24 protein-coding genes are annotated in these 24,531 nt (G+C 66.3%); 15 read left to right on the forward strand and 9 right to left on the reverse strand.

The genetic code is table 11. From position 1 onward, the window contains the following. Window positions 1-32: 32 nt before the first annotated feature. The 4 genes from K3G64_RS16440 to K3G64_RS16455 are packed head-to-tail and all read right to left on the reverse strand — an operon-like array spanning window position 33 to window position 3,609. Window positions 33-941: an alpha/beta fold hydrolase gene (locus K3G64_RS16440; RefSeq protein WP_238885804.1), complete on the reverse strand. Its 909-nt coding sequence runs from the start codon at window positions 939-941 to the stop codon at window positions 33-35. Continuing rightward, window positions 938-1,330, reverse strand: a complete 393-nt coding sequence (locus K3G64_RS16445; protein ID WP_238885807.1) for a Rieske (2Fe-2S) protein — start codon at window positions 1,328-1,330, stop codon at window positions 938-940. The genes K3G64_RS16440 and K3G64_RS16445 overlap by 4 nt, the downstream gene beginning before the upstream one ends. Window position 1,331: 1 nt before the next feature. Continuing rightward, on the reverse strand, window positions 1,332-2,474 hold the full coding sequence (locus K3G64_RS16450) for an amidohydrolase family protein (protein ID WP_238885810.1): 1,143 nt from the start codon (window positions 2,472-2,474) through the stop codon (window positions 1,332-1,334). Between the two features lie 28 nt (window positions 2,475-2,502). Next, on the reverse strand, window positions 2,503-3,609 hold the full coding sequence (locus K3G64_RS16455) for an amidohydrolase family protein (RefSeq protein ID WP_238950739.1): 1,107 nt from the start codon (window positions 3,607-3,609) through the stop codon (window positions 2,503-2,505). A gap of 290 nt (window positions 3,610-3,899) precedes the next feature. Between K3G64_RS16455 and K3G64_RS16460 the strand changes: the two genes are divergently transcribed. The 11 genes from K3G64_RS16460 to K3G64_RS16510 all read left to right on the forward strand — a co-directional run bounded on the left by K3G64_RS16460 (window position 3,900) and on the right by K3G64_RS16510 (window position 15,473). Then, entirely contained in the window at window positions 3,900-4,898 is a 999-nt protein-coding gene (locus K3G64_RS16460) for an acyl-CoA dehydrogenase family protein (protein ID WP_238885813.1), read from the forward strand. Then, window positions 4,882-6,069 carry an acyl-CoA dehydrogenase family protein gene (locus K3G64_RS16465; protein WP_238885815.1) on the forward strand — a complete coding sequence of 396 codons (1,188 nt, stop codon included), beginning with the start codon at window positions 4,882-4,884 and terminating at the stop codon, window positions 6,067-6,069. The genes K3G64_RS16460 and K3G64_RS16465 overlap by 17 nt, the downstream gene beginning before the upstream one ends. A gap of 5 nt (window positions 6,070-6,074) precedes the next feature. Then, entirely contained in the window at window positions 6,075-6,878 is an 804-nt protein-coding gene (locus K3G64_RS16470; protein ID WP_370646961.1) for an enoyl-CoA hydratase/isomerase family protein, read from the forward strand. Between the two features lie 19 nt (window positions 6,879-6,897). Beyond that, window positions 6,898-8,220: an acyl-CoA dehydrogenase family protein gene (locus K3G64_RS16475; RefSeq protein ID WP_238885817.1), complete on the forward strand. Its 1,323-nt coding sequence runs from the start codon at window positions 6,898-6,900 to the stop codon at window positions 8,218-8,220. Beyond that, a complete protein-coding gene (locus tag K3G64_RS16480) occupies window positions 8,210-8,986 on the forward strand; it encodes an SDR family NAD(P)-dependent oxidoreductase (RefSeq protein ID WP_238885820.1) in 777 nt (258 codons plus the stop codon). The genes K3G64_RS16475 and K3G64_RS16480 overlap by 11 nt, the downstream gene beginning before the upstream one ends. Beyond that, complete coding sequence (locus K3G64_RS16485; protein ID WP_238885822.1) at window positions 8,983-10,110, forward strand: LLM class flavin-dependent oxidoreductase; 1,128 nt, start codon at window positions 8,983-8,985, stop codon at window positions 10,108-10,110. The genes K3G64_RS16480 and K3G64_RS16485 overlap by 4 nt, the downstream gene beginning before the upstream one ends. Then, on the forward strand, window positions 10,107-11,276 hold the full coding sequence (locus K3G64_RS16490) for a sulfotransferase family protein (protein WP_238885823.1): 1,170 nt from the start codon (window positions 10,107-10,109) through the stop codon (window positions 11,274-11,276). The genes K3G64_RS16485 and K3G64_RS16490 overlap by 4 nt, the downstream gene beginning before the upstream one ends. Before the next feature lies 1 nt (window position 11,277). After that, on the forward strand, window positions 11,278-12,051 hold the full coding sequence (locus K3G64_RS16495; RefSeq protein ID WP_238885825.1) for a sugar phosphate isomerase/epimerase family protein: 774 nt from the start codon (window positions 11,278-11,280) through the stop codon (window positions 12,049-12,051). Between the two features lie 8 nt (window positions 12,052-12,059). Beyond that, the gene (locus K3G64_RS16500) at window positions 12,060-13,268 is read left to right on the forward strand and encodes a DUF1214 domain-containing protein (RefSeq protein WP_238885826.1); all 1,209 of its coding nucleotides are present in this window, start codon (window positions 12,060-12,062) and stop codon (window positions 13,266-13,268) included. 18 nt (window positions 13,269-13,286) lie between these two features. Next, window positions 13,287-14,651 (forward strand): amidase family protein, encoded by a 1,365-nt coding sequence (locus K3G64_RS16505; protein WP_238885829.1) that lies wholly within the window; start codon window positions 13,287-13,289, stop codon window positions 14,649-14,651. Between the two features lie 171 nt (window positions 14,652-14,822). Then, the gene (locus K3G64_RS16510) at window positions 14,823-15,473 is read left to right on the forward strand and encodes a TetR/AcrR family transcriptional regulator (RefSeq protein WP_238885831.1); all 651 of its coding nucleotides are present in this window, start codon (window positions 14,823-14,825) and stop codon (window positions 15,471-15,473) included. Here K3G64_RS16510 and K3G64_RS16515 read toward each other — a convergent pair. The 5 genes from K3G64_RS16515 to K3G64_RS16535 form a co-directional block, all read right to left on the reverse strand. Then, on the reverse strand, window positions 15,456-15,896 hold the full coding sequence (locus K3G64_RS16515) for a hypothetical protein (protein ID WP_238885834.1): 441 nt from the start codon (window positions 15,894-15,896) through the stop codon (window positions 15,456-15,458). The two genes, K3G64_RS16510 and K3G64_RS16515, sit on opposite strands and share 18 nt — an antisense overlap. Window positions 15,897-15,963: 67 nt before the next feature. Then, entirely contained in the window at window positions 15,964-17,322 is a 1,359-nt protein-coding gene (locus K3G64_RS16520) for a cytochrome P450 (RefSeq protein ID WP_238885836.1), read from the reverse strand. 28 nt (window positions 17,323-17,350) lie between these two features. Then, window positions 17,351-17,545, reverse strand: coding sequence for a ferredoxin (locus K3G64_RS16525; protein ID WP_238885839.1), 195 nt, complete (start codon window positions 17,543-17,545; stop codon window positions 17,351-17,353). A gap of 12 nt (window positions 17,546-17,557) precedes the next feature. Next, window positions 17,558-18,418: a mycofactocin-coupled SDR family oxidoreductase gene (locus tag K3G64_RS16530; protein ID WP_238885841.1), complete on the reverse strand. Its 861-nt coding sequence runs from the start codon at window positions 18,416-18,418 to the stop codon at window positions 17,558-17,560. Between the two features lie 38 nt (window positions 18,419-18,456). Beyond that, the gene (locus K3G64_RS16535; RefSeq protein WP_238885843.1) at window positions 18,457-19,155 is read right to left on the reverse strand and encodes an SDR family NAD(P)-dependent oxidoreductase; all 699 of its coding nucleotides are present in this window, start codon (window positions 19,153-19,155) and stop codon (window positions 18,457-18,459) included. A gap of 273 nt (window positions 19,156-19,428) precedes the next feature. Here K3G64_RS16535 and K3G64_RS16540 point away from each other — a divergent pair, with 273 nt between their 5' ends. The 4 genes from K3G64_RS16540 to K3G64_RS16555 are packed head-to-tail and all read left to right on the forward strand — an operon-like array spanning window position 19,429 to window position 24,530. Beyond that, a complete protein-coding gene (locus K3G64_RS16540) occupies window positions 19,429-20,916 on the forward strand; it encodes an aldehyde dehydrogenase family protein (protein WP_238885844.1) in 1,488 nt (495 codons plus the stop codon). A gap of 55 nt (window positions 20,917-20,971) precedes the next feature. Beyond that, window positions 20,972-22,180, forward strand: a complete 1,209-nt coding sequence (locus K3G64_RS16545) for a CaiB/BaiF CoA transferase family protein (protein ID WP_238885845.1) — start codon at window positions 20,972-20,974, stop codon at window positions 22,178-22,180. A gap of 18 nt (window positions 22,181-22,198) precedes the next feature. Beyond that, a complete protein-coding gene (locus K3G64_RS16550; protein ID WP_238885846.1) occupies window positions 22,199-23,368 on the forward strand; it encodes an OB-fold domain-containing protein in 1,170 nt (389 codons plus the stop codon). A gap of 10 nt (window positions 23,369-23,378) precedes the next feature. Continuing rightward, window positions 23,379-24,530 (forward strand): thiolase C-terminal domain-containing protein, encoded by a 1,152-nt coding sequence (locus K3G64_RS16555; protein ID WP_238885847.1) that lies wholly within the window; start codon window positions 23,379-23,381, stop codon window positions 24,528-24,530. The last annotated feature ends 1 nt before the right edge of the window (window position 24,531 follow it).

A 24,531-nucleotide genomic window follows, 5' to 3' on the forward strand; every position in this document is an offset into this window, starting at 1 on the left:
TTGCGCCCTCGCTGTTCGCGGCCGTGCCTTCATCAGCTGTCCAGGAACCGCAAGATGGCGGGCGCGGCCTGCACCCACGTGTCGAACATGTTGAAACGTTTCACCTTTCCGGAGGCACGGGCCTCGCCGGCACGCTCCCATGCGTCTTCCGGCCAGGGCGGGTCGATCAATTGCGAGCCCTTGATCAGACAACTCACCTCGAGCGAGGTCCGCTTGGGGTGGTCCAGATCGTTCTCACCGCCGCGGATGATCAGCGTGGGCACCCTGATGTTGTCGAACATCTCGTCCTCGACGCCGGGGATCGTCTGGCCTGGCTTGGGCACGAACGCGTTGAGCCAGCGCAGCATCAGCTTGAGGAACTGGTCGGGATCCTGACCGAGGATGCGGTCGCGGTTGGCCGGGTTCTCGGCGATGCGCTGCTTCCATTCGTCGACGGCCGCAACGGCTTTCATGCCGGCGCCGCGAACCGCGAGGATGCTCGGCACGATGTAGTAGGAGCCCAGTACGAAGGATCCGTACACCCCGCCGACGATGTTCCACACCACCAGCTTTCGCACGATCTCGGGGTGCAGCATGGTGGTCAGCATCGAGTCGCGGGCACCGCCGGACCCGCCGGCGATGATGCACGGGCCGATGTCGAGACCGGTGATCAGCGCGTGCAGGGTATCGGCACGCATGTGCGATTCGCTCTGGCCGTAGAACTGGACGTCGGACTTGCCGCAGTTGGGCCGGTCCCACAGCAGCACCCGGTAACCGCCGTCGACCAGTTCCTGCGCCAGCGGGCGCAGCCCGTCGATGTCCTTGCTGAACCGGCCGCCCGGCGTCAAGGCGATGAAATCGCCCTCTTCGCCGAGGATCTCGTAGACGACGTTGCCGCCGTTGATCTCGATGGTCTTCTCGCCCCGCCCGAGCTTCGGCCCGGCGGACTCGGTGGCGGTCATGCCTGAACCAGCACGTCGTTGCCGACCACCCGGACGGGGTAGGTGCGGATACTCCACTCGGGCTTGACGGCGGTGGTGCCGGTGGCCAACTCGAAACCCCACTGGTGCCACGGGCAGTAGATGTACTCCATGTCGCGCACCATCACCGAATCACCGGGCACGGTCTCGTCGACGACGGTGCGTCCACGGGCGCGTCCCGAACACAACGGGCCGCCTTCGTGCGGGCAGTAGTTCGCGATGGCGTAGAAGGTGCCGTTGACGTTGTAGACGCCGACGCCGTGGCGGCCGATCGGCACGAGTTTGTGCTTGCCCGGCGGGATCTCGTCGACCGTGGCCACGACGTGCTCACGCCCCTGGGCGAGCCGGGGCGCCTTCTTCTGCTCGTCCAACTCAGAACACCCGAACCTGGCCCTCGAGGGCCGGGACCGTATCGGGCAGGTGGTAGGTCGCGATCCCGTTCTTGAACATCACGGCCTCGCGCGCATACTCGGGCAGATGCTTGACGAGCCAGCGCGGATCGTCGAACGTCCAGTGCGGGTAGTCCGAGGAGTACAGCAGGATCTTCTCGCACTCCATCCACTCCAACGCCCGGGACAACTCCGTCTTGTCCTCCGGATAGTCCAAGGGCTGCGTGGTGAACTTGATGTGGTCCTTGACGTACTCCGACGGCTTGCGCTTGATGTCCAGCCACGACTTGCGCGCCTCGTAGATCGCGTCCATCCGCCACATCAGCGGCAGGATCCAGGTGAACGCATGCTCCACCAACACGATCCGCAGTTTCGGGAAGCGGTCGAAGAGCCCGTCGAAGACCATGCTCATCACCTGGTTCGCCGCCAGCAGCGAGTAGGTGACCATGAAATCGTGGTTGTAGCTGGGGAACCCGACAGGGGGGATCGGTAGTTCCTCGTGATGGCTGCGCGACAGGTGACAGCTCACCGTGATGTCGTTGCGGGTGGCGGCCTCCCACAGCGGGTTGTACTTCGGGTCACCCCACGCCGGACGCGGTTCGGCCTTGATGAGGATCTGCGCCATATACGGGTGACCGGCCCAGCGCTCGATCTCGCGCGCCGCGTCCTCCGGCGCCTCGATCGCCGCGCAGATCGAGCCCCGCCAGCGCTCATGCCAGTTGTTCTTGCTGTCGAGCCAGTGGTGGGCCTGCCAGTCGTTGAGCGCAACGCTCATCGCGTGATTGACCTCGGGAAAGCGCGCCGGATACGCGGCGGGCTCCAGCACCGCGATATCGGCGCCGGCCTCCATGATCAGCTGCTTGAACGCCAGGTCGGGATCGCTGCCCGCGAAGTTGCCGTCCGCCGGGAAGGTGTCCACCCGCATCGCGTAGGCGTGTGCGTAGTCGGGTGCGTCGTAGTAGATCTGGTCGCCGACCTTGCGCGTCAGGAAGTACTTGCTGCGCCATGGCTCCGGGATGTACTGGGTCAGCTCGCCCGCCTTCGGCGTCGGATGCACGTCGGAGTCGACGCAACGCACCGCGACGCGCTCGGCCGCCGGCTTGCGCTCTGTGATCGTCACCGTCATCGTGCCCTCCTCGAAAGCCAAGTTCTCACTACTGTGCGCCTACCCCGGCCCCGACGTCTATGCCGTACAGCTGCGCGGCGTTTCGCCAGCACAGCTTGTCGCGTTGCTCGTCGGAGAACGTGCTCGGCACCTTGAGGTCGTTGAGCTGCCAGTGCGGGTAGCTCGAGCCGTACATCACCATGTCGTCCTTGCCGGTGAATCCGAACCACTCGCCGGCGAACTCCACATCGCCGGGCCCGTCCATCGCCCCCTGGACGAAGTACGTGTGTCCGGGCAGGTAGTCGCTCGGCATCTTCGGTGCCCACGGCGTCTGCTCCAGGTGTGGACGGCCGAAGCAGTCCATCCGCCAGATGAACGGCGTCAACAGGTCCGCGGCCCCGTCGGCCCAGACGAACTTCAACGTCGGCATCTTCTCGAAGACGCCTTCGACGATGAGATTCATCAGGTGGTAAAGGTAGTTCAGCGCCATGAAGCTGACGTAGTTCTCGTATGTCCTTGGCACGCCGGACGGGGTGGGGGCGAACTGCACTCCCGCGCCGACCTCGATGTGCACCGAAACTGGCAGATTCGCTTCGGCGGCCGCCTCCCACAGCGGCCAGTACTGCGGCTTGCCGTACAGCTCGCGAGACTGCAGCGGGACGCCCACCTGCACCACCCGCGGGTGGTCGGCGTACTTCTTCAGTTCGCGCAGCGCGCCGGTGATGTCGTCGGGGTTGACCCGGATCGTGCCGCGGAACCGGTCGGCGTAGGGATTGTCCTCGAGCCAGCGCGTCACCAGCATGTCGTTGTGGGCCGCGGCGATCGCGGTGCCCAGGTGGCGGTCGGGCATGATGCCGCGCGTCATCGGATGCAGCACCGCAACGTCCACGCCACGCTCGTCGAACAGTTGACCGCCGACGAAGTCGGGGTCCGAACCCGGATACCTGCGGTCACCGCTGGTGTTCGGCGCGTACTCGCCGCCGGGCGCCCCGTACCAGTCCATCTCATAGTCGGGGAAACCGCGGCTCTTGAACGGTTCGCGCATGAAGCCGCGCAGATCCTTGTTCGACTTGCTGAAGATGTGCACGCTCGCATCGATAAGGGGTGTGTTGAGCGGTGTGGTGACGGGTGTGGAGCTTCCGTCGGGGTGGTGCATCACCAAGGCTGTCCTCCGATGTCATCCGGCCGACGTCGGGCGTGTGTGGAGAGCGCTGCGCGAACCGCCGGACTGAGTCCCAGTGTAAAGCGTTGTTCTTCAATATCAAGAATCGAGTTCTCTACAGAACGCTTAATGAACCCGCAGGTCAGCGTAGGGGCTGGTCACCCGCACGGCACGCTGGTCGTGAAACGGGGTAGGCGGATACAGAGAACGGTTACAGCAGCTAAGGAGAATGTTATTCTCATCGCACACAGCGTCTGTGATCACGAGCGGCCCCGGGAGGCTTGGTGTTACTGGAGTTCGACGCCGATCAGCGGCTATGGCAGGAAACCGTGCGCGACGCGGTGACCAAGCAGTGCCCGGCGTCGCTGGTCCGCGGCATCGCCGAGAACGGCGTCGACCCCACGCCGCTGTGGAAGACCTACGTCGACGCCGGGTGGACCGAGCTGACGGATCCCGAGAACGCCGTCGAGCTGACGATCGTGCTGGAAGAGCTGGGGCGCGCCACCGATCCGACACCCTTCCTCGCGACGCTGACGCAGTTCGCCCCGCTGGCCGGCGACCGGTTCGACGCCCAGCAGGCAGCGACGGCGGTCTACGCGGGCGTGACCGCCCATCGCGACGCCGACGGGTGGGTGCTCAACGGCACGGCGCACCACGTGCTCGACGGCGACCGTGCCGAGCGCCTCGCCGTGGTGACCGACGCGGGCGTCTTCCTCGTCGACGCCGATCAGGTGACGGCGCGGCGCAGCCCGGTGTTCGACCCGGTGCTGCACATCGCCGAGGTGACGTTCGCCGACGTCCGGATTCCGGACGGCGACCGGGTGCGCACCGATACCGAGCGGGCCCGCCACATCGCGCTCACCGGGATGGCCATCACCATGGTCGGTGCCTGCCAGCGCATCCTCGATCTGGCCCTCGAACACGTGAAGCAGCGCCAGCAGTTCGGCGTCGCCATCGGTTCCTTTCAGGCCGTGCAGCACAAAGCCGTCGACATGCACGTCGCGACCGAACGCGCGCGGGCGCTCTCGTACTTCGCCGCGCTGACCATCGCGGCCGACGACCCGCGCAGGCGGCTGGCCGCGGCGATGGCCAAGGCGTCGGCGGGTGAGGCGCAGGCGCTGGTGTTCCGGCACGGCCTTCAGCTGTTCGGCGCGATGGGGTTCACGTGGGAGAACGATCTACAGTTCGCGCTGAAGCGGGCCAAGGCCGGCGAGCTGCTCCTCGGCGGCGCCGCCGAGCATCGCGCGATGATCGCGGAGGAGTTTCATGCAGCTGACTTTTGATTCCGACGTCGAGGAGTTCCGCGCCGAGTTCGCGGCTTTCCTCGACAAGCACCTGCCGTCGGAGGCGCAGACCCTGGAGCGGCCCCGATCGGTGTCACACATGCCGCAGTGGGCGCGGGACTGGCAGCGGCTGCTGTTCGACAACGGGTGGCTGTTACCAGCCCAGCCGCCCGAATTCGGCGGACGAAACGCCACCGTGCTGCAACAGTTCGTTCACCTCGACGAGCTGTGCCGACGGCGGATCTACCACAGCTTCAACCCGCAGGGCGTCAACATCGTTGCGGCTTCGTTGATCTCGTTCGGCTCTGAGGAACAGAAACAGCGTTGGGCGGTGCCCGTGCTGAGGGCGGAACTGACCGCCTCGCTCGGCATGAGCGAACCCAGCGCCGGATCGGATCTGGCGTCGCTGCGCACCCGAGCTGAGTTTGTCTCGGGCGTGGACGGCGACCACTTCGTCGTCAACGGGCAGAAGGTGTGGACCTCGGGCGCCCACGACGCCGACTTCCTGCTGGCGTTCGTGCGCACCGATCCGGATGCGCCCAAGCACAAGGGCATCAGCGCGCTCATCATCCCGACCGACACCCCGGGTGTGGTGTGTCGGCCGTTCGCCGATTTGTGTGGGGAAGAAAACCTCGACTTCAACGAGGTCTTCTTCACCGACGCCAGTGTGCCCGCCGAGAACCTTGTCGGCCCGCTCAACGGCGGATGGGGCGTGGCCAACGGCTCGCTCGGCCACGAGCGCACCATGATGTGGCTGGGTTTCGCCGACCGGATCGACAACATGATCGCCGACTTCCGGCCGCGGGGCCCGCTGCAGCGCGACCAGTACGCGACGACGATCATGGACTACCAGGCGCTGCGCGCGATGGGCTCGGCCGCGCTGGCACGGGCATCGCGGGGCGAGATGGACACCGCCTCGGTCTCGGTGCTCAAGCTGTTCGGGTCGGAGGCCGAGATGCGGGCTGCGGACACGGCTTTCACCGCCGCCGGCGCCGACGGCCTTACTCACCCCTCGACCACCGGCCGATACGCGCACATGAACCTCGACCACTACTTCGCCAGCTGGTTCGAGCGCTACGCGCGCAGCTTCTCCGGTACGATCGCCGGTGGCACGTCGGAGATTCAGCGCAACATCATCGCCACGCAGGTGCTCGGCTTGCCGCGGCGCTGATTTCAGTGACCGAGTCCGTTCCCACCCAAACCCACCCGGAGACGCTCGTCCTGGACCGGAGTCGCCCCGGCATCGTTGTCCTGCAACTGAATCGACCCAAGCAGCTCAACGCCATCAACGAGGCGATGCGCGACGCGCTGATCGAGGCTTTCGACTCGATCGCCGCCGACAACTCGGTGCACAGCGTCGTGCTGACCGGTGCCGGGCGTGGCTTCTGCGCGGGCATCGACGTGCGAAACTTCGGGCCGGGAATGCCGGAGGCGTCGGCGCCGACCATCGACCGGATGCGCTTCCAGGAGTCGATGGCCGCGCTACCCGAGGCCATCCGCGCGCTCCCCCAGCCGCTGATCGCCGCGGTCAACGGGCCGTGTGTCGGCGCCGGGCTGGCCCTCACACTGGCCTCCGACGTCCGGATCTGCTCCAAGGCAGCCTCATTCGGCAACGCCGCGATCCTGCTCGGACTCTCCGGCGCTGAGATGGGGATGAGCTACCACCTGCCGCGGATCGTCGGCACCAGCGTCGCGGCGGACTGGATGCTGACCGGGCGCATGGTGACCGCGGAGGAGGCCGATCGCCGCGGCTTGGTCAGCGAGCTCACCGAATCGGACCGATTGCTCGACCGCGCCGTGGAACTGGCCACCACGATCGCGGGCCTCTCGCCGCTCGGCGTGCAGTTGACCAAGCGAGCGCTGCAGGCCAACACCGACGCGCCGCTGGACGCCGCGGTAGAACTCGAGAACCGCAATCAAGTGCTTTCGCACGCCACCGAAGATGCGGCACAACGACGGCGCAAGTGGTCGGACACCTGAAACTCGCGAAAGGACATCAGTGGGCTGGGACTTCTCGACGGACCCCGAGTGGGCCGAGCAAGTGGCGTGGGTCGAGCGGTTCGTTCGGGACGAGTGTGAACCGATCGACTACGTGGTCAAGGAGTCCCACGACCTGGCCGACCCCGTGCGACAGGCGCTGATCCCGCCGCTGCAGGAGATCGTCAAGGAGCGCGGTCTGTGGGCCACCCACCTTGGACCGCACCTCGGCGGTCCGGGCTATGGACAGGTCAAGCTGGCGCTGCTCAACGAGATTCTCGGGCGCTCGGAATGCGCGCCGATCGTCTTCGGCTCACAGGCGCCGGACTCGGGCAACAGCGAGATATTGGCGCACTACGGGACTCCCGAGCTCAAGCAGCGGTACCTCGAGCCGCTGCTCGACAACCGCATCGTGTCGTGCTTCTCGATGACCGAACCGCACGGCGGGGCCGACCCGAAAGTCTTCACCACAACCGCCACGCAGGACGGCGATCACTGGGTGATCAACGGCGAGAAATGGTATTCGTCGTTCGCCTCGATGGCCTCGTTCATCATCGTCATGGCGATGACCGATCCCGATGCTCCGCCTTATCAACGCTATTCGATGTTCGTGCTGCCGGGAGACACACCCGGGATCAATGTCCTGCGCGATGTCGGGCTGGGCTATCAGCCGCTCGGCGGCGGAGGCCGAGAGGGCTATGTCCGCTACGACAACGTCAGGGTCCCCGCCGATCACATGCTCGGTCCCCGCGGTGGGGCATTCGTGGTGGCGCAGACGCGCCTCGGTGGCGGTCGAATCCACCACGCCATGCGCACGGTCGGACTGGTGCGGCGGATCTTCGACATGCTGACCGAGCGGGCGGTATCGCGCTACACCCAGGGCGAGGTGCTGGCCAACAAGCAGATGGTGCAGGAGATGATCGCCGACTCATGGATGGAGATCGAGGCGTTCCGGCTGTTGACCCTTCAGACCGCGTGGAAGATCGACAAATACAACGACTACAAGGCCGTTCGCGCCGACATCTCGGCGGTCAAGGCGATGATGCAGAAGGTGCTGCACGATGTGTCGGCGCGGGCGTTGCAGTTGCACGGATCGCTCGGCACGTCGCACGAGATGCCGTTCGTGCAGTACCTGACGGAGTCGTTCGTACTGGGGCTGGCCGACGGACCCACCGAGGTGCACAAGGTGACGCTGGCCCGGCAGCTGCTCAAGGACGCCAAGCCGGCACCCGACGCGTTCCCGTCCGAGCACCTGCTGCGGCTGCGGGATGCCGCGGAAGCCAAGTTCGCCGACAAGCTCTCGGGTATCCCGCGCACGGCAGGGAGGTCCCACGATGACGTGTGACGGAAAGGTCGCGCTGGTCACCGGCACCAGCCGAGGGCTCGGCAAGGCCATCGCTAAGCGGCTCGCCGCAGAGGGTGCGACGGTCGCGCTGACCGCACGCACGTTGGAGCCCGATCCGAAGTACCAAGGGTCGCTGCGCGAGACGCTCCAGCAGATCGAGTCCGCAGGGGGACAAGGGATCGCGGTGGCCGCCGACCTGTCGCAGAGCGAGGAGCGCGAACGGCTTTTCACCGAGGTGGTCGACAAGGTCGGCGCGCCGGACATTCTCGTCAACAACGCCGCCGTCACGTTCCTGCGCCCCCTCGACGGGTTCCCCGAACGACGGGTCAAGCTGATGATGGAGATGCACGTGATGGCGCCGCTGCACCTCACGCAGCTGGCGATCCCGGCGATGCGCGAACGCGGTTCCGGATGGGTGCTCAACGTGACATCGGTCGGTGGTGACCTGCCCGCGGGACCGCCGTTCTCCGACTTCGACCGCAGTGCAGGGTTCGGCATCTACGGGACGGTCAAGGCCGCGTTGAACCGGCTGACGAAAAGCCTTGCGGCCGAACTCTACGACGACGGTATCGCCGTCAACGCCGCCGCGCCGACGAACCCCGTCGCCACCGAGGGTGCCGGTGCGCTCGACCTGGCCAAGACCGACACCGAGGACATCTCGCTGATCACGGAGACGGCATTCCGGTTGTGCAACGGCGATCCCAGAACACTCACCGGTCGCATCGCCCACACACAGTCGTTTCTGCGCGAGTTCGGCCGGCTGTGAAGGTTCAGCCCGCCGCCTATCTGCGCACCACGCTGCCACTGGACCTCTCGGTCCTGCCAGGCCTCGACAACGAACGCTACCACTCGATCTGGTTGCCCGACCACATGGTCAGCTTCTGGCCCGATTCCATCTGGACGCCGGAGTTCACCGACCTGGCAACGGTTTCCCCGTCGCCGCACCGGCACCTCGACGGGATGGCCGTCGCGGCGGCTGCGGCGGTGCTGACACACAACGTGCCGATCGCGACCAGCGTCGTCGACACCGTACGGCGACACCCCTCGCTGTTGGCGCAGAGCGCGCTGACGATCGACCACCTCGCCGGGGGCCGCTTCATCCTCGGCCTGGGCAGCGGCGAAACCGAGAACACCGTGCCCTACGGGTTCGACTTCAGCCGGCCAGTCAGCCGGCTCGAAGAAGCGCTGCACGTCATCCGGCTGTTGTGGGACAGCGACGGCCCCGTCGACTACCAGGGCCGGTTCTACCGGCTGACCCACGCCCGGCTGGACACCGAACCGTATGACGGTCGGCTACCGCGGATCTGGATCGGCGGCAGTGGGCCGCGCACCCTCGACATCGTGGGCCGCTACGCCGACGGCTGGTGGCCTACGGGCGCATGGACTCCGGAGGACTATGCCGAAAAGCTCTCGATCGTCCGGCTTTCCGCCGAGCGGGTGGGTCGTGATCCGGTGGTGATCACGCCGTGTTTCATCCAGGTGTGCCTGGTCGGCCGAGACGAAGCCGAGCTGGCCGAGATCCTGGACGCGCCGCTGGTGAAGTCCTTCCTGCTGCAGGTGTCCGCCGCCGTGCTGCGCAAGGCGGGATTCGAACATCCGATGGGGGATACCTGGCGCGGGTACCAGGACATTGATCCGGCGGTGCTCACCCGCGAACGCATCGTCGAGTTCCTCGACCGCGTCGAACCCGAGATGGTACTGGCGATGGTGCCGCACGGCACGCCGAAACAGCTCGCCCGCGTCATCAAGGACTACGTCGACGCCGGGTTGCGGGTGCCCAAGATCATGGACTACGGCGCCATGGCGGGCCTGCGGTACACCGCCCAGTCGGCACAGAACGTCCGAGAAGTCGAGGACGAACTGCTGAGCCTGTGCGGAGACGTCCGGTGACCGCACGGCTGGTGGCGGCGGACATGCTCGCCCAAGCCGAGACCGTCACTTCGCTGCGCGACTACGGTGATCCGACTCTGCCAGAACGATTCTCGCTGGTCGTAGATCATCTCAACGCGGTCGGAATGGACGCCGACGGGATGCGACAGGCGGCCGAGGTATGCCACTGCCTGCTGACGTCGCGGCTGCAGTTCATCGCCGACCGGCGCCGGTATCCGGTCGACGAGGAGGTCATCGAGCGGCCGATGTTCGTCACCGGCGAGCCACGTTCGGGCACCACGCTGATGCATGCGCTGATGTCGGTCGATCCCGGGGCGCGGGCGCTGCGGTTCTGGGAGGTGATGTACCCGTCGCCACCGCCCGGCGTCGTCGACGGTGAGGACCCGCGCCGCGCACGGGCCGATGCCGACTGGCGTCAGATCAACGCCAAACTGCCGAAGTGGCTGCACAGCCACCCGTACAACGACATGCTGGGCGACGGCCTGCCCGAGGACGAACGGACCTGGGCGTTCGACTTCCGGGTACTGACCCCCACGGCGTGGTGGCGGGTGCCGATGCAGACCGTCGTCGGCGGGCTGCCCACCGATCCGGCAGCGCAGTACCGCATCCACAAGGCCATGTTGCAGCAGCTGCAGTACCGGCGGCCGCCGAAACAGTGGGTGCTGAAGGGTTTTCACGGCTTCCGCCTAGCCGAGCTCTTCGACGCCTATCCCGATGCAACGCTGCTGTGGCTGCATCGCGACCCGGTTCAGGTCGCGGCGTCGCGCACCATGATGATGGCCGACATCCTCGAGGGCATCGTCGGTCCGATCGATCTGCAGGCCGCCGCGAAGATGCACCTGCAGTTGACCCGCGAGAGCGTCGCCAACACGATGACCAACTCGCTGGTTGACGACCCCCGGGTCCTGCACGTGCGCTACACCGACTTCGTCGCCGATCAGGTCGCCACGGTCCGTCGCTACTACGCGTTCGCGGATCGGCGGCTCACCGGCGAGGCGGAGGCCGCGATGCGGGCCTACCTCGTCGCCAATCCCGGTGACCGGCACGGCAAGTTCCGCTACTCCACTTCACTGCTGACCGACATCGGCGAGGACCTCGACGCGCTGCACGACGAATTCCGGCCTTTCCGGGACCGATTCGGCGTCGAGATCGAGAAACGGGGTTGACGTGGCAGGCGTCGACCAGCGCTTATCCGTGCACAGCGTGACGTTCATGGGTTCGCCGTTGCCGGAGATGAACTCGTACTGGCGGTCACTCGGGGTCCGGCGGCTCAGCCTGATCGACGCCCAGCTGTCCGAGCCGAACCTGCCGAACATCGTTGCCGGCGAGGGCTATTCGGTGGAGACCGTGTACCACCTCTTCTCGTCGTACGACTCGCTCATGCCGGTGATCGAGGCGGCGGCCGACGTCGGCGCCAGGGTGGTCTACATGCTGACCGGCGGGCGCGGCGAATTGACGTGGGCGGCGGCGGCCGAACGCTTCGGCGAAGCGGTCCGGCCGTGTCTGGAGGCGGCTGAGCAGGCCGGGGTCGCGCTGGCGATCGAGAACGCGTCCAGCCTCTATGCCGACATCCACATCGCTCACAGCCTGCGCGACACGATCGCCCTCGCCGAGATGACCGGACTGGGCATCTGCATCGACCTGTTCCACTGCTGGGCCGAGGCGGAACTGCCCGCCCTGCTGGCCCGCGCGCTGCCCCGGACCCAGGCAATCCAGTTGAGTGACTACGTGCTTGGCGACCGCGCGCTGCCCGCGCGCGCCGTGCCCGGCGACGGCGCCATCCCGATCGAGCCGTTCATCGCCGCGGTGCTCGCGTCGGGCTACCCGTATCATTTCGACCTGGAACTGATCGGCCCGCGGATCGAGGCAGAAGGGCGGCTCGAGGCGGCCCACCGCGCATCGGCGATGGTATCGGCGATGCTGCAACGAGTTGGCGGCTAGGAGCGGCGATGGGCTTCGGCGACGGTCCCCACGATGCGGCACTGAAGTCGGCATGGGACGGTTTTTGCGACCGGCTGAAGGCGACGGGCCAGCGGGTCTTCAAGGATCACAACCCTCCGACGGGAGCCCAGCGCGTCGACGGATTCCGGTTCCTGACCCAAAATCTGGGACAGGCATTCGATCTCGCGCTCGAGACCCGCGACACGCGCTACCCGGTATTCCACAGCTTCTGTCACCCCACCCGCAAGCTCGGCGGCGACAGCGCCGACTTCCTCTACCAACAGGCCTGGATAGACGGGACGTCGACCTACCGAATCACCGGCCACCGCGGCACCGCCCGCTTCGTCAACATCGCGGTGCACGGTCCACGCCAGGACAGTCCGGGCGTGCTGCACGAGCCGTTCGGCGATGTGCCGGAGGCAAACTTGACCGGCGCAGACTTGCATACCGCCGCCGACGGAAGTTTTGAAATCCACGTCGGTGGCTCACGACGGGATGCGAACTGGTTGCCGACCACACCAGGGTCACGAAAGCTCTTCGTCCGGCAGGGGTTCGACCGTTGGGACGAGTTACCGGTCCACATGAGCATCGAGCATGTCGACATGGATGCGCCCAAACCGCTGCCCTGTCCGGCGGAGATGGTCGCCGCCATAGAGTGGGCGGGGGACTTCCTGACTGGGATGATGAACGACTGGCCCGAATACCCCTTCGCGCACGGCGGCGTCGACTCCGAGCACCCGAACCGGTTCCCCGAGTTGACGTCGACGGGTGCGGATGCGAAGCGTGGTCGCGCGGCGGTGAACATGCATTGGCAGCTGGCCTCCGACGAGGCCTTGATCATCGAGTTCGACGCCCACGAGGGCCTTTGGACGCTGACCAACATGGGCGCCTTCTTCACCAGCATGGACTACCTGTATCGGCCGGTCAGCTACACACCGAGCCGCACCACTGTTGACTCGGACGGTCGAGTGAGGATGGTGATGTGCCACGGTGATCCGGGCCACCACAACTGGCTGGACACTCAGGGCTTCGAGCGGGGCAACGTGACGTACCGGCACATGCTCGAGGGTGAACCGGCGCAGCTGCGGACCCGACTCGTCAAGCGCGCAGAGCTCGCGACTGCACTTCCGTCGGACACCGTCACGGTGACGCCGGAGGAGCGCACCGCGCAGATGTGGGAGCGCTTCCGCGGGATCCGCCTGCGCTACGGCTGGTGAGGCGGCTACCGTTCGTCCATGACGGCTGACGTCGCCCTGTGGCCGGCTCATCGGTTGGCGGAGGGGATCCGCCGTCGCGACTTCAGTAGTCGCGAACTGCTCGATGTGTATCTGGCCCGCATCGAGCGGCTCAATCCGTCGCTGAACGCCGTCATAACGCTCGACGTCGATGGTGCCCGTCGCGCCGCGGACGCCGCGGATGTGGCCGTGAGCCGCGATGAGGTCTCCGGGCCCCTGCATGGGATTCCCATGACGGTCAAGGACTCCTTCGAGACCGCGGGAATCCGCACCACCTGCGGAGTGCCCGAGTGGGACCGGGTGCCAGACCGTGACGCGGAGGCCGTGGGCAGACTGCGAGGGGCCGGTGCGGTCATCTTTGGCAAGACGAACGTGCCCGTGATGGCCGGTGATTGGCAGACGTTCAACCCGATCTTCGGTGTGACGAGCAATCCGTGGGATACGTCGCGCTCGACGGGCGGGTCGTCGGGCGGGGCAGCCGCGGCGCTCGCCGCGGGGCTGACAGCGCTGGAGCTGGGTAGCGATATCGCCGGATCGATCCGGCTGCCGTCGAACTGGTGTGGTGTGTGCGGCCACAAACCCAGCTGGGGTGTCGTTCCGCAGTTGGGTCATCTGCCACCGCCGCCGGGTGCCCTGTCGGCCGCCGACCTGGCGGTGATGGGACCGCTGGCCCGCGAGGTGGCGGATCTGGAGCTCGCGCTGACTGTTCTGGCCGGCCCGACGAGGTCCGATGCCATCGGGTGGCGCCTGGACATGCCACCGGCGCGGGCGTCGGCTCTGAGCCAGCTGCGGCTGGCCACCTGGCTGGACGATCCGGCCTATCCGGTCGAGCCCGACGTCGCGGCGGTCTTGCAGGCGGCGGTGGCGGCACTGGCCGATGCCGGGGTCAACCTGGTGGAGGATCCTCCGCCGGTGAGCCTGCCCGAGCTGGTGGGGCTGCACGTGGAGCTGCTCTATCCGCTGATGGACTCGACGTCGGCGTTGCGCCATCGGCAGTGGCTGACGGCCAACGAGCGACGGGAGCGCATCCGTGCACGGATGTCGCAGTACTTCCGTCAGGTCGATGCGCTGCTGATGCCCGTGGCAATGGTGTCCGCCATTGCGCACGATCATCTGGAGCCGATGGCCGATCGGGTACTCCCACTGAAGGACGGAAATCGTTCGTATCTGGACCTTTTCGGCTGGGTCGGCCTGCCGACGGTGGCGTATCTGCCGGCGACGGCGGTGCCTGTGGGACGCACCGTGGACGGACTGCCGGTCGGCATCCAGGTTGTCGGACCCTATCTGGAGGACCACACGACGTTGGCAGTGGCCCGGGCGATCGAGCGGGTGCTTGGCGGGTTCACCGCGCCGCCTGGAGTGTGAGTCCACCGGCACAGCGAGGTTCGGGTTCGAGGCGACGGACACGTGTTTCGCTTGCCGGACGTAAAGTGGTGACTTGTCGAACGACGAGCGAGCACTTGCCGGATGTCGAACATCCGGCACGTCTCAGACTGCCGGATGTCTGAGACCTTTTCTTCAGGGGAGGGCTGCGATATGACGTCGCTTTGGGTCGACGACGGAGATTTTCCCGTCGACACACGGACGCGGCTGCTCGACGTCGCCGTCGGACTGATCAGCCGCCACAGCTTCGCCGGCACCTCGCTGCAGATGATCGCCGACGAACTCGGGTTCACAAAGGCCGCGATCTACTACCACTTCAAAACCCGTGATCAGCTGCTGATCGCGCTGTTGGAGCCGTTGCTGGACCAGATCTGCCAAGTCATCGCGACGGCGGAGAATCAGCGCACCCCGCGCACCCAAATGGATGCCATGATCCAGGGATTCGCCGGAGTTGTCGCGAGGAACCGGTCGCTGGCGGCAGTCATGGTCTTCGATCCCAGCGTCCACCGCGTATTGCAATTGCAACCCCAGTGGGGCGATCTGATCGAGCGCCAACTGGCACTGCTCATGCGACTCGAGCCCGGCCCTGTCGGCGTCGTCAAAGCCACCGCCGTCCTCACCGGGCTGGCCGGCGCTGCCACCGGTGCGCCGCTGGATATGGACGAAGCGTCACTGGTCGAGCAACTCGCCGATGTCGGGCGCCGGGTCCTGGGTCTGCGTCCACCGCGACGCAGCGCCAACGGCGAGTCGGTCGCGCGCACGCGGGTCGATTGGACTGTGAGTCCGTTACAGTCGCTGCAGTGAGAAGGTCCAGAACTGGCTTCCCGGCGGACCATTGAAACATCCGACGTCGTAGCGCGAATCGATGGTGCCGGCCAGCGAGACCTCGTCCCACGTCCACGTCTCATGCGTCGGCATGGCGTAACCGGGAAGGCACTGCAGTCCATCTGGAACATCGACGGTCAATGTATACCGACCATCGGCGAGGTGAGCGTCACCGTCGTAGTAGGCATAGAACTTCAGCCGCGGTATCGCGCTGATGTCCAGGCAGGTGTCGTCCGGCGGTTGGCAGTTCGAAATGAACCACACCCACGAAGCCCGCTCGTACCGGTTGGTCAGGACGTCGTAGTTGCCCACGAGCATCTTGGCCTGCGCCGGCGGGGATGCGACGAGGCCCGCAGCGACCACCAGGACGGCAGCAGCGATAAGAATGTGCATACGCTTCAACGTCGTTCCTCCCAGTACCCCGGCCCGCTGCCCATCAAATCATCTCCTCGCGGCTCGCCACTGCCGATTAGTCGATGACCGCTGCTTCTTTGCGCTCGGTGATCGGTCGCGCGAGTTCTTGCTCGTCGCAGATGCGCTGCAACTTCTCCAGCGTCTCGTCCAGGCCCGGACCCAGCGGCCGGCTCGGTGTGAAGGTCGCCGGCAGGTGCTTCATGCCCTGGATCACGCCGATGGTCTCGTAGTGCTCCGTGCCATGCCGGTCGCAGACATAGTCGGGCATCCGGTCCAGGACAGCGGTCAGCATCGACTTGAACACGGTGCGCGCCACGTTGGATCCCACGCAGCGGTGCACGCCGATCCCGAAACTGAAGTGGCGGTTGCCCTTCCGGTCCAGAATCACCTCGTTGGGTCTGTCGAAGACGGCAGGGTCGCGGTTGGCCATGGCCCAGGAGATCCACAGCCGTTCGCCCTCCTTGAACCGGGTGCCCTCGACTTCCACATCGTCGGAGAACGTGCGGCCGTCGCCTGGCGCGGGTGTGAAGAAGCGCAGAAACTCCTCGGTGGCCGCATCAAGAAGGGTGGCGCGCTCGCGGCTGAGCAACTCGCGCTCATCGGGGTATTTGGACAACCACTCCAGCGAATGCGCCGTGAGCGCGGTGGTGGTGTCGAACCCGCCGCCGATGATCAGGCCGAGGTTGCCCAGGATCTCCAGATCGGGTGCAGGTTCGCCGTCGATGCGAAGCTGCAGCAGGGCGTTCACCAGACCGGGACGCGGGTTCTCCCGGATCTCCATCATGGTGTTGATCATGTCGATGCCCATCTGCCGGTTCATCTCGGCGACACGCGCGGCATCGGGCGAATGCTCCGGGGTGGACACCGAGAGATGCGCCGGCTCACTGTAAACCGGCCATTTCTTGAGTTCGATGCCCATCATCGCCAGGGTCAGGACGGCGGGCACGATGTTGGCCAGGTCGTCGACGAAGTCGATGCGTCCCGACTCGATCTTCTCATCCAGTGCGGCGCGCACGACCTCATCGACGAACGGTTTCCACCGCCTGACGGCCGCGGGGGAGAGGTAGGGGTTCAGTGCGCCGCGGTAGATGCTGTGTTCGGGCTCGTCCATCTCCAGGATGCCGCCACGGACCACCGTGGCCCGCTGCGCTTTCGGGATCGTGATGCCCTGGTAGGGAGTCTCGCCGGTGAGGTCGTGATGGTTGGACACCGCCGGGCAGCGGGCCAATTCGAAGACGTGCTTGCTGTCCGCTGCGACCCAGTGCCCGTCGTAGGTGTCGGACCACGCCATCGGGCACCGGGACTGCATCTCCTCGGTGATCTTCTCGAATTGCAGCCGGTATTCCGGAGTGTGCCGGTCGAAGTGGTACCTGTTCTTCTTGCGGTCGCCGGCGGCGATGTCGTCGACGCTCACGTCTTTACTCCTGTGCTGTGGTCTGGACTCACTCGTCGATCGATATGGCTTGTTCCGGACAGGACTGCACGGCTTCTCGCACGGCGTCCTCTTGGTCGGCGGGCACGACCTCGTTCACCGGGGACGCGGTGCCGTCGATGTCGCTCAGCTCGAACGAGTCCGGAGCGATCATCGAGCACAGGGTGTGTCCCTGGCAGCGGGCTGAGTCAACATGAACTTTCACCTTCGGCCTCCGCTAGATGTGGTAGTCGTACCACTTGAGATAGCCGCCGGCGTCGACGCGCTGTTGGGTGCCGGTGACGTACCGTGACTCATCCGACGCCAGGAACAACACCATGTTGCTGATGTCCTCGGGCTCGACCCACGGAACTTTCATGGCCTGCTGCACGTAGAAGACGGGTTCGGCGTCGGCCTTGGTCGGGTGCTCCAGATCCGGTCGGAAGGAGCGGTACATCGGCTCGCTCTGCAGCATGTCGGTGTTGCAGTTGGTCGGGTGGACGACGTTGGCCCGGATCCCGCGGGGCGCGAGTTCGGCGGCGAGGTTGTGGACGTACTGCGACAGCAAACGCTTCGAATGCAGGTAGCCTGCCCCGCCCGGGTCGGCTCCCGGATTGTCGCTCGCGCCGACGTCCATCAGCGCCGCAGTGGAGCCGGTCGCGATGATCGAGGCGCCCTCGGACAGGTGCGGCAGTGCGACATGGATCGCGTTGAGGGTGCCGATGAGGTTGGTGTTCATCACATCGACCCAGGCGTTCATGTCGGCCGAGCCCTTCATCGCCGCAATCCCGGCGGATGTGACCACGATGTCGAGCTTCCCGAGTTCGGCGACACCGTTTTCCAGCGCGGTTTTCAGCGCACCGGCGTCGGCGACATCGACCTTTGCGGTGACGATCCGTTGCCCGGTCTTTTCGACGAATTGCGCAGTCTCCTCGAGGTCTTCCGGTGTGGCCATGGGGTATCCCACCGTTGCGAAGTCCTCACACCGATCGACGGCGATGATGTCGGCGCCTTCCTCGGCAAGCCGGATCGCGTGACTACGTCCCTGTCCGCGCGCCGCACCGGTGACGAATGCGACCTTTCCCTGTACGCGTCCCACTTCAGATCCTTTCTTCGCACTTGAGTTTCTGGTTCTTTTTACGTGTTCCGGCCGCCGTTGACGCCCAAGATCTGTCCGGTGATGTAGCCCGCTTCCTCGGATATCAGAAAGGCGCAGGCGGCCGCGATGTCCTCGGGTCTGCCGATGCGGCGCACCGGTGTTGAGTCGATGTTCTTCTGCACCACCAGATAGCCGCGCTCCTCTGACTTGCGGAGCATCGGTGTGTCGATGAAGCCGGGCGGCACCGCGTTGACGGTGATGCCGGCCGGACCGTACTCCAGCGCCAGCGACTTCGTCAGGCCGTTGACCGCCGACTTGGCCGCCACATATGCCGACATGAACGGCTGGCCGGAGTGGGTGCTCGACGACGAGATGTTGACAATGCGTCCCCAGCCGGCCTCGACCATGTCGGGCAGTACGGCCTGGACGCAGTGGAAGACGCCGTTGAGGTTGACGTCGACGACGCGCTGCCAGTCGTCGAACTTCAGATCGGCGAACCGCTTGAACTTCTCCATACCGGCGGCGTTCACCAGGACCGTCACCGGACCCAGTTGGGCGCGGATCGCGTTGAGCGCCTCGTCGACCTGTCCCCGGTCGGTGACGTCGGCGGTGAAGGCGAACTCGGCCTCCGACGGATTGATGTCGATGGTGGCCACATGCATGCCGTCGGCGCGCAGGCGGTGCGCGACGGCCAGTCCGATGCCGGACCCACCTCCGGTCACGACGGCGTTCTTCATGCCGTCCGGCCTTCACCTGTCAAGAATCGTCCTTCCGATTATGAGAACCGTACTCTCGTGCAACGCAATCTAGCAAGACAGTGGCCACCGCTCGTTCCCACAGATGAGACGTTCGGCGCACGATTGTCGCACCGTAATTCGCAGGCAGTGGCCAGTTCCTATCATTTCCTTGAGTTCTCTTGTGGCGAATGTATGATTCGCCGGTGATGAGAATGCAGTTTCCATCACATCGCGCGAGTTGATGCGACAGCGGCGCGGAGGCTGAGGAGGACGATGCGGGAAGCGATCACCATCACGGAGGAAACCGACGCCGAGCCACGCGGCGTCGATCGGCGGTTGCTGATCGGGGGGCGGCTGCTCGCGACCTCACGTTCATTTCCTTCCCTCAATCCCGCAACCGGGCAGGTGCTCGGCCATGCCCCGGACGCCACGGCCGCCGACGCCGAAGCGGCCGTCGCGGCGGCCCGGCGGGCGTTCGACGAGACCGACTGGTCCACCAACACCGATCTGCGTATCAGGTGCCTCGAGCAGTTCCATCGGGCGTTGGTCGAGCACCGGGACGAATTGGCCGCCCTCACCATCGCCGAGGTCGGTGCCACGGAGGCGCTTTGCCAGGGCGCGCAGCTCGATCAGCCGATCGAGATCGTGCGCTACTACGCCGAACTGTTGAAGAGCTATCCGATGAGCGAGGATCTCGGCAACATCGAGAGTCGCGGTATGCAGCACCACCGCTGGGTGGAGAAGGAAGCAGCCGGCGTGGTGGCGGCCATCATCGCCTACAACTATCCCAATCAGCTGGCGCTGGCGAAGCTCGCGCCCGCGTTGGCCGCCGGCTGCACATTGATCCTGAAGTCGGCACCCGACACCCCGCTCGTCACGCTCGCACTGGGCGAGCTGATCGCCAACCACACCGATATCCCCGCGGGGGTGGTGAACGTGCTCAGCGGCGCCGATCCCGAAGTCGGCGCCGCGCTGACCACCAGCCCCGACGTCGACATGGTGACTTTCACCGGATCGACGCCGACCGGGCGCCGGATCATGGCGGCCGCCAGTGACACCTTGAAGAAGGTCTTCCTCGAACTGGGCGGCAAGTCGGCGGCGATCGTGCTCGACGACGCCGACTTCGGCACCGCGGCGCTGTTCAGCGCCTTCAGCATGGTCACGCACGCCGGTCAGGGGTGTGCGCTGACGTCCCGGCTGTTGGTGCCGCGCCAGCACCACGACGAGATCGTCGAGATGGTCAAGAGCAACTTCGGCATGGTGCGTTACGGCGACCCGGCCGAACCCGGCACGTACATGGGACCGCTGATCAGCGAGAAACAACGCGAGAAGGTCGACGGGATGGTCCGGCGTGCGGTCGCGGCGGGCGCCACCCTGGTGACCGGTGGCGAGAAGGTGGGTCCCGGCTACTTCTACACACCGACGCTGATGACCGACGTCGATCCGGCCAGCGAGATCGCCCAGGAGGAGGTCTTCGGTCCGGTGCTGGTGGTGATCGCCTACGACGACGATGACGATGCCGTCCGGATCGCCAACAACTCCATCTACGGGCTGTCGGGTGCGGTGTTCGGCAGCCAGGACCGTGCGCTGGCCGTCGCCCGGCGCATCCGCACGGGCACGTTCTCGATCAACGGGGGCAACTACTTCAACGCCGACACGCCGTTCGGCGGATACAAGCAGTCGGGCATCGGCCGCGAGATGGGCACCGCGGGACTCGAGGAGTTCCTCGAGTCCAAGACGTTCGCAACGGTGGTGGCCTGATGTGGGGGCACCGCCGGCTTGTGGGGGACGCTTGCGCGAAGAGGAGAGGGCACTGATGAGTAGGCCGCTGGAGGGCATCCGTGTCCTCGAGGTCGCGATGTACGGCTTCGTGCCCTCGGCCGGTGCGGTGCTGCGCGAGTGGGGCGCCGACGTCGTCAAGGTCGAGCACGCGGTCACCGGTGATCCGCAGCGCGGACTGCGCCAGACCGGCCTGCTTCGCGTCGAGGGTGATCCCAACCCCAACATCGAGCACGCGAACCGGGGCAAGCGCAGCATCGGCCTGGACATGTCGGTTCCCGAAGGCAAAGAGGTACTGCTGGAACTGGCACGCCGCGCCGACGTCTTCCTGACCAGCTTCCTGCCCGGGCACCGACAGAAGTTCGGCATCGACGTTGACGACATTCGCGCCGTGAATCCGATGATCGTCTACGCAAGGGGCAGTGCGCTGGGGCCACGCGGCGAGGAGTCGGTCAAGGGCGGCTACGACATGACCGCCTTCTGGTGCCGCGCGGGTACGGCGGCCACCATCACGCCGCCGGGCACACCGGGCATGGTGGGTCCACCGGGCCCGGCCTACGGCGACACCATCTCCGGAACCAATCTCGCCGGCGGCATCGCAGCCGCGCTGCTGAAGCGCGAGCGCACCGGGGAACCATCGGTGGTCGACGTGTCATTGCTCGGCAGCGGGCTGTGGTCACTCGGGCACACCGTCGCGCTGACCAAGCACCTCGGCCAGCGGATGGAGGCGTTCCCGCCGGGGGTGCACGGGTCGCCGATCAATCCGCTTGTCGGCCTGTACGCGACGGCCGACGACCGCTACATCTCGTTCGTGATGATGCAGCCCACCAAGTTCTGGGCTGACGTGTGCAGGCACATGGACCTCGAAGAACTCGCCGACGATCCCCGGTTCGCGACCGTCGAGTCGATTGCCGAGAACACCGAGGCCGCCGCCGAGATCCTCAAGGAAGCGATGTCCAAGCGACCGCTGGCCGAGTGGAGCGAGCGGTTCTCGACGTTGCTGGGCCCGTGGGCGCCGGTGCAGGACACTCTGCAGGCCGCTGAGGACGCACAGATCCGTGCCAACCAGTACTTGGTCCGGGCCGGCGAGCTGGAGCTGGTCGCCAATCCGGTGCAGTTCGACGTCAGCGCCCCGCACACGGGACCCGCGCCCGGGTTCGCCGAGCAAACCGACGAAATATTGCTGGAACTCGGCTTGGATTGGGACCGCATCATCGAGCTCAAGACGGCCGGCGCCGTCACCTAGGTTCGCGAAGGAACGTCCATGCCCCACGTCACGTCGATCGGCACGTACCTTCCGTGTTGGGGATCGCCCCGGCACCGCGTGCCCGGCGACGACGAGGACGCGATCACCCTTGCGGTCGAAGCCGGCCGGGCCGCGCTGATCGCCAGTGGCGCGGTGGAACGCGTCGTCTTGGTCAGCCGGGACCTGCCGCTGCTCGACAGCAGCAACGCGGCGGTGCTGCTCGCCGGTCTCGGGCTCGACCCCGAACTGGAGGTCGACGAGCGGCTGGGCGGTGCACCGGCGACGCTCGACGCGATCAGTTCGGCGCGTCCGCGGACCCTGATCATCGGTACGGACCTCGACCCCGCAGGGGCGGCCGCGATCCTGACCGCCGAACGGGGCATGCAAGTTCGGACCGCTGCGCGGGTGGCGCGCAGCCTGCCGGTGCGCACCCGCAAGGCCACCGTGCACGACTACGGAGACCCGCGCCTGCTGCACGAGCGTGGGCTCATCGCATCGTTGGAGGCGGCGTGGCTCGACACGCCGGCCGCGGTGGCGGGGGTGGATCACGCTCGCGCACTCGAGCTGACCGTCGGTGATCCGCCCGCGCTGCCGACGACCGGCGCCAGTTCGGGTCTGTTCGCCTTGGCCGGCATGGCCGAGTGCGATGCGACCGGTCCACTGGTCGCCGTCGAACAGGCCAGCCTGTCGGGCATCACGGTCATCGGGGGTGTCGCCGAACTTCACCGGCGTGAATTGGCCGCACGTGCGTTGCCCGAGGGTGCCGTCATCGGTGACGCCGAGATCCCGATTTCGCTGGCCGCCTACGAACGCGCCTTTGAAGCGAAAGTCCGTTGGGAGGCGGGCCGTTTCGCCGATTCGGAGGATCTCGATTTTCCACCCCGCTACCGCGTGGCCGACGATGGCGCCCTCTCGACCGGCTACGAACTGATCCCGCTCCCGCGCACCGGAACGGTTTACACCGAGACAACGGTGTGCATCCCGGTGCCGGGGCTGCGTTCGCCGTACTCACTTGTGATCGTCGAGCTGGACGGCGTCGGGGTGCGAGCGCTGGTGAAGGTCACCGGGGCCGAACCCGGCTCGGTCGACATCGGCACTCGCGGACGGCTGGCGCTGCGCCGGGTCGCGATTCGGTCCGGGGTTCCGGATTACGGCTACATGTTCGAGCCCGAACCGGTGGCGGCATGAGGGCCGGCTCGTGAGGCGCGTGGCCATCGTCGGCGCGGGGATGACCGCCTTCGGCGAGCATTTCGCGCTCGGGCTCAAAGACCTCCTCCCGATGGCCTTCTCCGAGTGCGCGGCAAGTGTGGACAAAGGCCTGGCGAAATCGGATCTGCAGGCCGCCTGGTTCGGTGCGATGGGCACCGCCGACGGGTTTCCGGCCGGAATACTCGCCGACAGCCTCGGGCTGCCCGACTTGCCGGTGACGCGGGTCGAGAACTCTTGTGCCACCGGCAATGACGCGGTGCGCAACGCGCTGCTCGGGATAGCCTCGGGGGCTTACGACGTCGCGCTGGTGGTGGGAGCGGACAAGCTGAGGGACACCACGTCGCGCGACATGCTGTGGAAGTGGGAGGCGATGGCCCGCGACATGGCGTGGGATTATCCGCTCGGCGTGGTCTCGCCCGCCGGCTTCGCGCTGCACGTGCGCCGGTACTTGCACGAGTCACCCGCGACGCCCGAGCACATGGCAATGGTGGCGGTGAAGAATCACCGCCACGGCGTCAAGAACCCCAAGGCGCGACTGCGCTTCGAGATCACGATGCAGCAGGCGCTCGAAGCGCCGATCGTCGTCAATCCGTTCCGGCTCTTCGACTGTGCGCCGCAGAGTGATGGCGCGGCCGCGCTGGTGCTTGCCGCCGAAGAGGTGGTCGACCGATTCACGAACCGGCCGGTGTGGATCCGTGGAGTCGGTCTCGGCCTGGACTCCGTCATGCACCAACACAAGGGGGACATGACGACCTTTCCGGCCTCGACGCGGGCCGCCAAGCAGGCTTTTGAGATGGCCGGTCTTGTTCCTGGAGATGTTCATGTGGCTGAAGTTCACGATTTCTTCACGGGCATCGAGCTCATCAGCTATGAAGATCTCGGATTCGCCGAGCGGTTCGGGGGCCACAAACTCGTCGAAGCCGAAGTCACGACTATCGGCGGAGGTTTGCCGGTGAACCCGAGTGGGGGGCTGAAGGCCAAAGGGCACCCGCCCGGCGCAACGGGTGTGGCACAGTGTGTGGAACTGTTCGACCAGCTTCGCGGTGATGCGGTCAACCAGGTGGACGGTGCACGCGTTGGGCTAGCACACAACATCGGCGGACCGACGGCGGTGTCCGCCGTCACGATCCTGGAAGGATAAG

Origin of the sequence: Mycobacterium sp. IDR2000157661 (assembly GCF_022317005.1) — a bacterium.
Lineage (GTDB): Bacteria > Actinomycetota > Actinomycetes > Mycobacteriales > Mycobacteriaceae > Mycobacterium.